This is a genomic window from Nocardia sp. Root136 (genome assembly GCF_001427185.1).
GTDB classification, from domain to species: domain Bacteria; phylum Actinomycetota; class Actinomycetes; order Mycobacteriales; family Mycobacteriaceae; genus Nocardia; species Nocardia salmonicida.
In genome coordinates this window covers 2,100,487-2,112,756 of sequence record NZ_LMFE01000001.1, presented here as the reverse complement: position 1 = coordinate 2,112,756, position 12,270 = coordinate 2,100,487, and the positions used below count along the sequence as shown (strand labels likewise).

11 protein-coding genes are annotated in these 12,270 nt (G+C 66.1%); 3 read left to right on the top strand and 8 right to left on the bottom strand.

Annotated features, from left to right (window positions below; translation table 11 throughout):
• Window positions 1-8 precede the first annotated feature (8 nt).
• Together ASD42_RS09825 and hpf are read left to right on the top strand one after the other, a co-directional pair.
• Complete coding sequence (locus tag ASD42_RS09825) at window positions 9-653, top strand: ComF family protein (RefSeq protein ID WP_056813043.1); 645 nt, start codon at window positions 9-11, stop codon at window positions 651-653.
• A 255-nt stretch (window positions 654-908) separates the two neighbouring features.
• Window positions 909-1,538 carry a ribosome hibernation-promoting factor, HPF/YfiA family gene (gene hpf / locus ASD42_RS09820; protein ID WP_131816861.1) on the top strand — a complete coding sequence of 210 codons (630 nt, stop codon included), beginning with the start codon at window positions 909-911 and terminating at the stop codon, window positions 1,536-1,538.
• Window positions 1,539-1,587: 49 nt separating this feature from the next.
• On the opposite strand, the gene bluB is transcribed toward hpf, so the two are convergent.
• From bluB to ASD42_RS09790, 6 genes are all read right to left on the bottom strand, one after another.
• Window positions 1,588-2,232 (bottom strand): 5,6-dimethylbenzimidazole synthase, encoded by a 645-nt coding sequence (gene bluB, locus ASD42_RS09815; RefSeq protein ID WP_156677414.1) that lies wholly within the window; start codon window positions 2,230-2,232, stop codon window positions 1,588-1,590.
• Window positions 2,233-2,246: 14 nt separating this feature from the next.
• The gene (locus tag ASD42_RS09810) at window positions 2,247-3,491 is read right to left on the bottom strand and encodes a fatty acid desaturase family protein (RefSeq protein WP_056813037.1); all 1,245 of its coding nucleotides are present in this window, start codon (window positions 3,489-3,491) and stop codon (window positions 2,247-2,249) included.
• Between the two features lie 97 nt (window positions 3,492-3,588).
• Window positions 3,589-4,989 (bottom strand): fatty acid desaturase family protein, encoded by a 1,401-nt coding sequence (locus ASD42_RS09805; RefSeq protein ID WP_056813034.1) that lies wholly within the window; start codon window positions 4,987-4,989, stop codon window positions 3,589-3,591.
• Between the two features lie 300 nt (window positions 4,990-5,289).
• Window positions 5,290-6,420 (bottom strand): ferredoxin reductase, encoded by a 1,131-nt coding sequence (locus ASD42_RS09800; protein ID WP_056813031.1) that lies wholly within the window; start codon window positions 6,418-6,420, stop codon window positions 5,290-5,292.
• Between the two features lie 126 nt (window positions 6,421-6,546).
• Complete coding sequence (locus ASD42_RS09795; protein WP_056815908.1) at window positions 6,547-7,098, bottom strand: DUF6912 family protein; 552 nt, start codon at window positions 7,096-7,098, stop codon at window positions 6,547-6,549.
• Between the two features lie 10 nt (window positions 7,099-7,108).
• The gene (locus ASD42_RS09790; RefSeq protein WP_056813027.1) at window positions 7,109-8,521 is read right to left on the bottom strand and encodes a WS/DGAT/MGAT family O-acyltransferase; all 1,413 of its coding nucleotides are present in this window, start codon (window positions 8,519-8,521) and stop codon (window positions 7,109-7,111) included.
• A gap of 227 nt (window positions 8,522-8,748) precedes the next feature.
• Here ASD42_RS09790 and secA point away from each other — a divergent pair, with 227 nt between their 5' ends.
• Window positions 8,749-11,547: a preprotein translocase subunit SecA gene (gene secA / locus ASD42_RS09785; RefSeq protein ID WP_082843906.1), complete on the top strand. Its 2,799-nt coding sequence runs from the start codon at window positions 8,749-8,751 to the stop codon at window positions 11,545-11,547.
• An 87-nt stretch (window positions 11,548-11,634) separates the two neighbouring features.
• On the opposite strand, the gene ASD42_RS09780 is transcribed toward secA, so the two are convergent.
• Window positions 11,635-11,958 (bottom strand): hypothetical protein, encoded by a 324-nt coding sequence (locus ASD42_RS09780; protein WP_056813020.1) that lies wholly within the window; start codon window positions 11,956-11,958, stop codon window positions 11,635-11,637.
• Window positions 11,955-12,233 carry a hypothetical protein gene (locus tag ASD42_RS09775; RefSeq protein WP_056813016.1) on the bottom strand — a complete coding sequence of 93 codons (279 nt, stop codon included), beginning with the start codon at window positions 12,231-12,233 and terminating at the stop codon, window positions 11,955-11,957. Before ASD42_RS09775 ends, ASD42_RS09780 begins: the two co-directional genes overlap by 4 nt.
• Window positions 12,234-12,270 lie beyond the last annotated feature (37 nt).

Here is a 12,270-nt window from a genome sequence, read left to right as displayed (position 1 = left end):
CGCTCGCTATGAAGGCGCTGCTGGATCTGATCCTGCCCGACCGGTGCGGTGGCTGCGGATCGCTGGGCGAGAATTGGTGCGCGGAGTGCGCCGCAGAACTCGGCCGCGCTCCCATCCGGGTGCGGCCGCGCGCCGACCCCGGTATTCCGTGTTGGGCGCTCGGCCCCTACGCCGGAGTGGGCAGGCGGGCGGTGCTGGCGGCCAAGGAGCAGGGCCGGCGCGACCTTGCCGCCCCGCTCGGGCTGGCGCTCGCCCACGCGTTGGCCCGCTTACGCGCCCCTGACCGCCCACTGCTGCTCGTGCCCGCGCCGACCAGAACCGGGGCAGCGCGTCGTCGCGGTGGTGACCCGGTGGCCCGCTCGGCCGTGGTCGCCGCACGGTGGCTGATCGATTGCCGAACCGCGCCCCTGCTGCGGATGGGTCGCGGTGTACGGGATTCGGTGGGCTTGACGACGCATGAGCGTAGACACAATCTGCGCGGCAAGATCATGACCGTCGCCGATCCGGCCGAGTGGGTCGCCATCGGTGCGAAAGCCCAGGTAGTACTGGTCGACGATGTGCTGACCACCGGCGCCACCGTCTGCGAATCGACACGTGTTCTTAGCCGGATCGGCATAGTTCCGCGCGCGGTTTTGGTTACCTGCGCGGCTTGACGGAGGAAAGTTCGCGTGAACAGTGGCGCACTTGCCGATGGCGGACTAGCGTCGCGAGCACACACCGAACCACAAGTTTGGGAGGTGGTGCCGCGGATACAGGTGCCGGGCGATTCCCGATCGGCACAGCTCAATCCCGCCGCCCTACGTTCGTAGTTGTGCGGCCATATCCGGGAGGTACGCGTGACGACTTCTTCACGGGCATCAGTGCAAGATGCTGAACCCACGGCACTACAGAACGGTGCCACCGAGACGATCGATTCCGAGAGCCCGAACGCCGAAGTGGTGGTCTCCGGTCGAAATGTCGAAATCCCTGACCACTATCGAATCTACGTGGCGGAGAAGCTGTCTCGGTTAGAGCGCTTCGACCCGTCGATCTTCCTCTTCGATGTGGAACTGTTCCACGAACGCAATCGTCGTCAACGCAAGGCTTGCCAGCGTGTGGAGATCACCGCGCGGGGCCGTGGACCGATCGTGCGCGCCGAAGCGTGCGCCGACAGTTTCTATGCCGCGCTCGAATCGGCCACCCAGAAGATCGAGAGCAGACTGCGCCGGACCAAGGACAAGCGGCGCGTCGTGCACTACGGCGACAAGACGCCGGTCTCGGTCGCGCAAGCCACCGCGACACTGGTCGACGACTCGCTGTTCGCCCCGCCGGACGGTTCCGCTGCCCACGACCACGACGAGACCGTCGACGAGGCAGGCCCCGGCCACATCGTGCGTACCAAGGTGCACACCGCGACACCGATGTCGGTAGATGACGCCCTCTATCAGATGGAATTGGTCGGCCACGACTTCTTCCTATTCCACGACAGCGAGACCGACCGCCCGTCGGTGGTCTACCGCAGACACGCCTTCGACTACGGCCTGATCAAGCTGGCCTAGAACCACGACCGATCCGGGCATCCGCGCTCCGCGGGTGTCCGGATCTTGTTCAATTGCCGAAGGTTTCGTGATGCACGGCCTCGGTCAGCGACCGTCCCGACCGCCATCCGAAACGTTCCAGATCCGGCACCTGCTGAAATGCGCTGACCGGTCCCACGCACAGCCAGGCCACCGGCTTGATCTGTGCGGGTAGACCGACGAGTTCGCGCAGGAATTCCGGCTCGTAGAACGACACCCAGCCCACCCCAACCTGCTCCGCGGTCGCCGCGAGCCACAGGTTCTGGATGGCCAGCACGGTCGAGTACACGCCTGTCTCCGGCACGCTCGCCCGGCCGAGTACCTGCGGCCCGCCCCGCGAATCATCGTGCGTGACAACAACACCCGTGCCGCTCTCGACGATCCCGTCGATCTTGATCGGCGCGAACGTCGTCGCTCGGTCGGCGGGCAGCGACGCACCGAACTCCACGCGCTTGTCCGCCACGTGCTCGGCGAAACGGCGCAGCGTCTCGGCTCGACGCACCACGACGAAATCCCACGGCTGTGAGTTCCCGACGCTGGGCGCGCGATGCGCGGCGTCGAGAATTCGCAACAGGGTGTCGTCGTCGACGGGCTCGCCGGTGAATTCGGCGCGCACGTCACGACGCAGACGGATCGCGTCGTAGACGCCGAGCTGGTCGGTACTCACGCCGACCATACAACCGCAGCCGGTCAGCCCACCGTCCGGCGGGCCAGCTTGCGACCGGCGGCCAGCGCGGTGCGCAAGCCCTGACGACGCCCGGTCACGGGGTCGATCGAGGGGGTGGTGTTGCCGGCGAACAGGCGCTCGGACTTGGTCTCGGGCGCGTCGTCGGCGGTGTGGCGCAGGTACTTGTTCGGCAGCGAGAGCTTGAGGATGGTGCGCCACGACTTGAAGTACTGCACCGGCAGCGAGCCGGTGGTGTAAGGCAGGTCGTACTTCTCGGCCAGCTCACGCACCCGCACCGCGATGGCGGCGTAGCGGTTGCTCGGCAGGTCGGGGAACAGATGGTGCTCGATCTGGTGGCTGAGGTTGCCGCTCATGAAGTGCAGCAGCGGTCCACCGCTGATGTTGGCGCTGCCCAGCATCTGGCGCAGGTACCACTCGCCCTTGGTCTCGCCCTCGATGTCGGCCTTGGTGAACTTCTCGGCGCCGTCGGGGAAGTGCCCGCAGAAGATGATCGCGTTGGTCCACACATTGCGCACCACGTTGGCGGCGATATTGGCGGTGAGCGTGGTGAGGAACGACGGTCCGGTGAGCAGCGGGAAGACCACGTAGTCCTTGGCGGCCTGCTTGCCGATCTTCTTCAGCACCAGCGTGCGGTCGGCCTCGAACTGCTTCCACTCGGGCGAGTCCTTGTCCCACTTCTTCTTGGCGACCTTGCCCAGCTCGAGGTGCTGGATCGCCACGCCGTACTCGAACAGCGCCTGCAGCAGGAAGTTGTAGATGGGGTTGCCGAGGTAGAACGGCATCCAGCGCTGGTCACGGGTGACGCGGAGCAGGCCGTAGCCGATGTCGTCGTCCATGCCGAGCACGTTGGTGTACTTGTGGTGCAGGAAGTTGTGGGTGATCTTCCAGTGCGCCGACGGGCCCGCGTTGTCCCATTCCCACGAGGTGGAGTGGACTTCCGGATCGTTCATCCAGTCCCACTGCCCGTGCATGACGTTGTGCCCGATCTCCATGTTCTCGATGATCTTGGCGGAGCCGAGCAGGGCGACACCGGCCAACCAGGCCGGGGGCAGGAAGCTGGCGAACAGGACCGTGCGGCCGCTGATCTCGAGTGCGCGCTGTAGCCGGATGACATTGCGGATATAGCGCGCGTCCGCCGCTCCGCGCGAGGATTCGATTTCCCGGCGGATCGCATCGAACTCCGCGCCTAGAGCTTCGACATCCGCTGCGGTGAGGTGCGCGTATTCCTTGACATCCGAGATCGCCATGGCGGCTACAGTACCGTAAGTTACGAGAGCGTAGGTTGGCGATTTCGGCGACGAAATGTGTGATAAGTCCTATTGCGCCATCGAGATGGAAATGTTATCAGGCGTGTCGGGCCATGCGGCGAGCTGCCTTGTCGCGCAACACACCCCGCTCGTGCACAGCGCGTTCGCCCAGTGCGCGCTTGGCCTCGCGCAACGCCAGCTTCTCCTGCCGTGCTCGCGCCTTGAGCGCCACCTTCGCCTCGCGCAGCACTTCCTTCTCGTGCCGTGCCTTGATCTCGAGGGCGACCTTCGCATCGTGCAGCGCCGAACGCAGACCGAAGCGCTTTCCGGTCTCCGGGTCGACCCGCAGGCTCTCGGGCAGTGAGATACCGGCGAACTTGCGCTCCGACGACGTCTCGGGCGCGTCGTCGGCGGTGCGCTTGAGGAAACGATCCGGCAGCGCCAGCTTGTGGATGGTGCGGAAGGCCAGCAGGTACTGCTTGCCCAGCGAGCCGGTGGTGTAGGGCAGGTCGTACTTGTCGCACAGTTCGCGCACGTGCACCGCGACCTCGGAGTACCGATTGCTCGGCAGATCGGGGAACAGGTGATGTTCGATCTGGTAGCAGAGGTTGCCGCTCATGAACGCCATCACCGGGCCGGCCTTGAAGTTGGCGCTGCCCAGCATCTGGCGCAGGTACCACTCGCCCTGGGTTTCCCCGTCGAGCTGTTCGGCGGTGAACTTCTGCGCGCCGTCGGGGAAGTGGCCGCAGAAGATGACGGCATAGGACCACAGGTTGCGCACCAGATTCGCGGTGGCGTTGGCCTTCAGCGTCGACTTCCACGCCGGTCCGGTCAGCGCCGGATACAGCACGAAATCCTTGGCGACCTGACGGCCCGCCTTGCGGTAGAACTCGATGTCGGGCGCCGAGGTGTGCGCGCTCATCGGAATCCCGGCCAGCTCCTTCTCGATGCCGAGATCGTGGAGTGCGATACCCCACTCGAAGGTCGCGGCCAGCAGCAGGTTGGCGGCGGGCTGAGCCAAATGCAGTGGGCGCCACTGCTCGTCGCGCGTCATCCGCAGGATGCCGAAACCGAGATCCTCGTCCTTGCCGAGGACGTTGGTGTAGGTGTGGTGCGAGTAGTTGTGCGCGCGCCGCCACTGCGACGAGGTGCCCGTCATGTCCCACTCCCAACTGGTGGAGTGGATCTCGGGATCGTTCATCCAATCCCACTGGCCGTGGCTCACATTGTGGCCCAGCTCCATGTTCTCGATGATCTTGGCCACCGAGAGCATCGCGGTACCGCCGAGCCAGGCCCAGCGGTTGCGGCTGCCGAACAGCACCGCGCGTCCGGCTACCTCGAGGGCGCGCTGGGCCGCGATGGTGCGACGGATGTACTTGGCGTCGCGTTCGCCGCGGGAGGTCTCCACCGAGCGGCGGATCGAATCGAGTTCTTTCCCCAGGGTCTCGATGTCGGCCGCCGTCAGATGGGCGAAGGCCTGGATATCGGTGATGGCCACCGGGGGTCCTCCTGTTGTTTATCAGCGGCAGGTGCCGCGGGTTCTCGGCCTGGGAACCTCGATCTTCCCTCGCCGAGGGCGCTCCGTAGTCGCACCCGTTCGGCGAGTCCAGATCGAGGCGGCCGAGAACCGGGCGCTGCACGCCTCGGGTCCTCGCCCTCGATGCTGTTCGGCCTGTGAGTGATCCTAAGTCGCGCCCTCGGGCATGGATCGAAGTGAGGGGCCTAAGCGATTGTCGTCGGTCACGGGTTATGACCGACGCATACCCCGAGGGTACCCGCTCGGCGGTCCGGTAACCGGCTAGATGTCCAGCGTGCAGTCGCCCGCGGCGGCGGAAATGCAGGTTTGTACCTTGTCGCCGGGTTGACGTTCGTCGCCGTTGCGCAGATCACGGGCGTGTCCGGCGGACAGGGTCACCACGCAGGTCTGGCAGATACCCATCCGGCAGCCGAAGGGCAACTGCACGCCCACGGATTCCCCGGCTTCGAGCAGGCTGGTCGCGCCGTCGACGGTGAGGGTGCGCCCGGTGGTGCCGAAGGTCACGGTGCCGCCCTCGCCGATCGCTGAGCGTTCCACCTCGAAGCGTTCGATGTGCAGCTGCTCGGCCACACCCGCGTTCTTCCAATGGGTTTCGATCGCGTCGAGCATCGGGGCAGGTCCACAGGCCCAGGTCTCGCGTTCGCGCCAGTCGGGGTAGAGCTCGTCGAGCCGGGCCAGGGAGAACAGGCCCTGCTCGTCGGTGAGTTGCAGGTGGGAGACGAAGCTGGGGTGCTTGTCGTGCAGGGCGCGCAGCTCGGCGCCGAACATCACGTCGGCGTCGGTGGGCGCGGAGTGCACGTGCACCACGTCGTTGACCCCGTCGCGGCGGTCCATCGTGCGCAACATCGACATCACCGGGGTGATACCGCTGCCCGCGGTGATGAACAGCACCTTCGCCGGCGGCGGCTCCGGCAGCACGAACCCGCCCTGCGGCGCGGCCAGCCGCACGATGGTGCCCGCGGCCACCCCGTTGACAAGGTGGCTGGACAACTTGCCCTCCGGCATCGCCTTCACCGCGATGGAGATGAGTCGTTTGCCGCCCTCGCCGGTCCAGTCCGGGGGACAGGTCAGCGAGTAGGAACGCCAGTTCCACCGGCCGTCGATCAGGATGCCGATGCCGATGTACTGCCCGGGGCGGTACTTGAAATCGAAGCCCCAGCCCGGCTTGATCACCAGGGTCGCCGAGTCGGCGGTCTCCTTCTGCACCTCCACGATGCGGCCGCGCAGCTCGCGCGCCGACCACAGCGGGTTGGCCAGGTGTAGATAGTCGTCGGGCAGTAGGGGAGTGGTCACCCGGGCGACCGCGCCACGCAACACGTTCAGCTTGCCGCCCCGATCGGCGACCTGCGCCGCCGGTGCTTCGAGCCATTCCCGGAACTTGTTCAGGACCATCTGTGCCGTTACTCCCTGTCATACATCCGCGCCACCGTGGGGTGACTCGCTCGCAGCAAGGTTACGGCATCGTAGGTTGAGCGCTAGTTGTGAACATTCGGCAACCGGGGCGCCGGCCGCCGAAAACTACAACAGTTCGAGCAGGAACGGCAGCTCCTGGGGCGCGTACCAGGCAAGCTGATGGTCCTCGGCGTCGCCGAGCACGAATTCCGCGTCGGTATCACCGAGGTCGGCCGCGTCGATGACGTCCACGGCCTTGGCGACCTGCGGCTCGGCCTCGGCCAGGTCGACATGCACGGCGGCGACCTGCTTGAAGCTGATCGGCCCCGACAGCTTCACCACAGCATCGTCGAGATCGGGCCGCAGCTTGGCCCCCGGCACATCCGCCGCGATCACCGCGCGCCGATACACCGGGCCACCCGGGGCGGCCGTCGTCGCTTCGGCGCCCGCGTCGTCGTCCGGATCGTCGAGTCCGTCGCGCTCGGCGCCGATCAACCGCATGGAGGCCCGTGCGGCTTCCTGCATCGCCACCTCGGCGAGTTCCTCGTCGTCGCCCGCGGCGTACGCCTCGCGCAGGGCGGGCGTCACGGCGAACGCGGTCGCGCCGAGCGGGAGCAACTGCTGCTCGTCGACGAGTTGGCGCAGGATCGGAATCGTCGCCGGGATGTAGACGCGCATCGTGTCGTTCTCAGAGACAGGCACCGAGCAACTCCTCCATCGATTCGTGCACCGAGGCCGCGAGGACATCGATGTCGGCCATGGCGTCGCGGTCGGCGTTGAGTCCGTAGAAGACCTGACCGTCGTACGAGGTGAGTCCGAAACTCAATGTCTGATTGCGCAGCAGCGGCGACACCGGATACATCTCCAGCATGCGTGCCCCGCCGATGTACATCGCGGTCTGTGGTCCCGGCGCGTTGGTGATCACCAGATTGAAACTGTTGTCGGCGAAGGTACTCGCCGCCCGCACACTCATCGCGTGCAGGCTCGCGGGCGCGAACCCGGCCAGGTGCACGAGCGTGCGCGCCCGCACCCCGCGACGCTGCCTGCCCGTGGCCTCGGTGGCATGGGAGATGTGCGACAGGCGCATCGTCGGATTCGGTTCGCCCACAGGCAGATCGATGAGGAACGAGGACACCTCGCTGGCCGGGGTCAGCTGATTGTCGCCGTCGACGTAGACCGACATCGGCACCACCGCGCGCAGATTGGTCGACTCGATCAGCGCCTCGTTGCGCGAGAGCAACCAGTTGCGCAGCGCCCCGGTGACCACCGCGAGCACCGCGTCGTTGATCGAGCAGTCGAAATGTCTGCGGATGGTGCGGTAGTCGTCGAGGTCTGTGCGCACCACATCGAAGCGGCGGCTGCGCGAGGTGCGGGCGTTGAGCGGGCTGTCCGGCGCCGCGCTCGCGGTCGCCGCGCGCACCACGTTGGCCGCGGCCTTCACCGCCATCCGCGTGCCGCGCACCACCCCGAACGCGTTCGATCCCGCGTCGCGCATCACGCTGTAGGCCTCGCGCGGCTGGGCGGCCAGCTGCGACAGCGCCCCGGCCAGCAATTCCACATCGGTGGGTTCGCGTGGCGCGCGCCACGCGTCGTCGGCCAGTTCGCGCGGCAGGGGGGAGTTGTCGAGGATCACGTGACCGATCTCGAGGGCGGTATCACCGTCGACGAGCGCCGAGTGCGACTTGGTGAACACCGCGGCGCGCCCGTCGGCGAGCCCCTCGATGAGATACATCTCCCACAGCGGTCGCCCCTGATCCAGCGGACGCGAGGCGAGCCGGGCGACGAGATCGTAGAGCTGGGAGTCGCTGCCCGGCCCCGGCAGCGCGGAGCGGCGGATGTGATAGCTGATGTCGAAACGGCTGTCCTCGACCCAGACCGGCCGACCCATGGCCAGGGGGATCTCGCGCACCTTGCGGCGGTAGCGCGGCACCATCGGCAGCCGGGATTCGACCAGGTCGACGAGGCGTTCGTAGTCGAGTACCTGGCCCTCGGTGTCCGGGGAGGAGTTGTTCAGGATCGCGAGAGAGCCGATATGGATCGGGTTACTGCTCGACTCGAGCCGATAGAACGACGCGTCCTGCGGCGTCAATCTCGTGATCACGCGCTCCGAAGCTCCTTCCGGTGCCGTATGGCGCTGATCGGGCACGCGGTACATCCTACGTCACGGTAGGTGAATAACAGTGCCGGGCAACGAGGCTCGCCGGGCGTCGTGACCTGGGGTAATGACTGCGCCGGTACATCGGGCACGGGTCCGCGCCGCCGGGTACGGTGGTCTGCGGACTACCATCGCCGTTGAACACAACTCCGACCAGAGGACTGACGAGACCCGTGCCTGCGCTGACACTGACGAGGTTGCTACGGATTGGTGAAGGTCGCATGGTCAAGCGGCTCTCGAACCTCGCCGATGAGGTCATCGCGTACGGCGACGAGATCGAAGCGTTGACCGACGACGAGCTGCGCGCCAAGACCGACGAATTCCGCCAGCGCTACGCCGACGGGGAAACCCTCGACGACCTGCTGCTCGAGGCTTTCGCCGTGGCGCGTGAGGCGTCGTGGCGGGTACTGAACCAGAAGCACTACAAGGTTCAGATCATGGGCGGCGCCTCGCTGCACCTCGGCAATATCTCGGAGATGAAGACCGGTGAGGGCAAGACCCTGACCTGTGTGCTCCCCGCGTACCTCAACGCCATCTCCGGCGACGGCGTGCACGTGGTCACGGTCAACGACTACCTGGCCAAGCGTGACGCCGAGTGGATGGGCCGTGTGCACCGTTTCCTCGGCTTCGAGGTCGGCGTGATCCTGGGCGGGATGACCCCCGCCGAGCGTCGGGTGGCCTACGCCGCCGACATCACCTACGGCACGAACAACGAGTTCGGCTTCGATTACCTGCGCGACAACATGACTCACTCCCTGGACGATCTCGTCCAGCGTGGTCACAACTTCGCCGTGGTCGACGAGGTCGACTCGATCCTCATCGACGAGGCCCGCACCCCGCTGATCATCTCGGGCCCGGCCGACGCGTCGTCGAAGTGGTACGCCGAATTCGCGCGCATCGCGCCGCTGCTGAAGAAGGATGTCCACTACGAAGTCGACATCAAGAAGCGCACCATCGGCGTGCACGAGCAGGGCGTGGAGTTCGTCGAGGATCAGCTCGGCATCGACAACCTCTACGAGGCCGCGAACTCGCCCCTGGTGAGCTACTTGAACAACGCCATCAAGGCCAAGGAGCTCTACCAGCGCGACAAGGACTACATCGTCCGCGACGGCGAAGTGATCATCGTCGACGAGTTCACCGGCCGTATCCTGGTCGGCCGCCGCTACAACGAGGGCATGCACCAGGCGATCGAGGCCAAGGAGAAGGTCGAGATCCAGCCGGAGAACCAGACCCTGGCCACGATCACCCTGCAGAACTACTTCCGCCTCTACAGCAGGCTGTCGGGCATGACCGGTACCGCCGAGACCGAGGCCGCCGAGCTGCACTCGATCTACAACCTCGGCGTGGTCCCGATCCCGACGAACAAGCCGATGGTCCGCAAGGACCAGGCCGACCTGATCTACAAGTCGGAAGAGGCCAAGTTCGCCGCCGTCGTCGACGACGTGACCGAGCGGCACGAGAAGGGCCAGCCGGTCCTGATCGGTACCACCAGCGTGGAGCGCTCGGAGTACCTGTCCAAGCAGTTCACCAAGCGTGGTGTGGCGCACTCGGTGCTGAACGCGAAGTTCCACGAGCAGGAAGCCCAGATCATCGCCGAGGCCGGTCGCCCCGGCGCGGTCACCGTGGCCACCAACATGGCCGGTCGTGGTACCGACATCGTGCTCGGCGGCAACGCCGACATCATCGCCGACATCCTGCTGCGCAAGCAGGGCCTCGACCCGGTGAACACCCCCGACGAGTACGAGGCCGCTTGGCACTCCGCGCTCGAGCAGGTCAAGAAGCAGACCGAGGACGACGCCGAGACGGTCCGCGAGGCCGGCGGTCTCTACGTCCTCGGCACCGAGCGCCACGAGTCGCGCCGTATCGACAACCAGCTGCGTGGTCGTTCCGGCCGTCAGGGCGACCCGGGCGAGTCCCGCTTCTACCTCTCGCTGGGTGACGAGCTGATGCGCCGCTTCAACGGCGCCGCGCTCGAGTCGATCATGACCCGGCTGAACCTGCCCGACGATGTGCCGATCGAGGCGAAGATGGTCTCCAAGGCCATCAAGAGCGCACAGACCCAGGTCGAGCAGCAGAACTTCGAGATCCGCAAGAACGTTCTGAAGTACGACGAGGTCATGAACCAGCAGCGCACCGTGATCTACGGCGAGCGCAACCAGATCCTGCGTGGCGAGGACATGGAGGGTCAGGTTCAGAACATGATCACCGACGTGACCACCGCCTACGTCGACGGCGCCACCGCCGAGGGTTACGTCGAGGACTGGGATCTGGACAAGCTCTGGACCGCGCTCAAGACGCTGTACCCGGTGAGCCTGGATCACAAGGAACTCACCGGCGAGACCGCCACCGGCGACGCGGGCGAACTCACCCGCGACGAACTCCGTGAGGTCCTCCTCGAAGACGCCCACACCGCCTACGAGAAGCGCGAGCAGGAGATCGACGGCCTCGCGGGCGAAGGCGCGATGCGCAACCTGGAACGTCAGGTCCTGCTCTCGGTCCTCGACCGCAAGTGGCGCGAACACCTCTACGAGATGGACTACCTCAAGGAGGGCATCGGTCTGCGCGCCATGGCCCAGCGCGACCCGCTGGTCGAATACCAGCGTGAGGGCTTCGACATGTTCGCCGCCATGCTGGAAGGCCTGAAGGAGGAGTCCGTCGGCTTCCTCTTCAATCTGCAGGTCGAGGTCCAGCAGCCCCAGCCCGAAGGCGTCTCGATCGACAAGGGCCTGCGCTCCCCGGTCGGTGCCCGTCCCCAGGACACCCCCGCGGAAAACCAAGCCCCACCGGCCCTGCGTGCCAAGGGAATCACCGATCAGGCCCCTCGGGCCATGAACTACTCGGGCCCCGCCGAAGACGGCCACGCCGAATCCCATTCCGATGCCCAGGAATACGGCGGCCAGCAGCAGTCCGGCACCCGCCGCGAACGCCGCGTCGCGGCTCGCACCGACTCGAAGGGCAAGCGCCGCCGCTGAGGCAGAGCTAGCAGATCAGTACGACCGAGGCCCCTGCTTTTGCGCGGGGGCTTCTGTCGTATTCCCGCCTACCGGTCGATCCGCGATTCAGCTCGCGCGATGGATCGGGTGGACTCGGGAGAGGGCGCGTTTGGCTTCGGCCAGGGAGATCATCTGGTCTTCGTCGTCGATGTCGGCGACGGCTGCTTCGGCCCATTCTCGGAGCAGGGTCGACACGCCTACGCGGCGTTCGTCGGCGAGGGATTTCAGGCGGCTGTGTAGGCCGAGGGGGAGGCGGATCGACGTGGTCACCATGATGTCTTCGTTGACGGGAAGACGTGGTGGGGCGTCGGTGGGCTCGTCGGAGAAACTCAGCCGATCCATGAAGTCGGCGAGTTCTTCTTTGCTGGACGGAAGTCCCTGCTCGCTCATGATCGGGTCTCACTTTCCCACTGCTCGAATTGCGCCAGTTCCTCGGCGCGCATCGTGCGTGCGCCGATGATCACCCACGTCCAGTCCTCCCGCTGTCGCATCACCACGATCAGCGGGCGGCCGGCTGTGGTGCGCCCCCACACCGTCAACACGGTCACCTGGCCGTCGAAGGCCGGGCGTGGCCACCGTCGTGACGCTGCGAGGACCTGCCGAACCTCGCTGGGTTCGATGCCGATCAGGTGAGCGATCGCCCAATCAGGCCACTCGAAACCCATAAGTCCATAATACGCATGTAGTAACGCCATGTGAAAG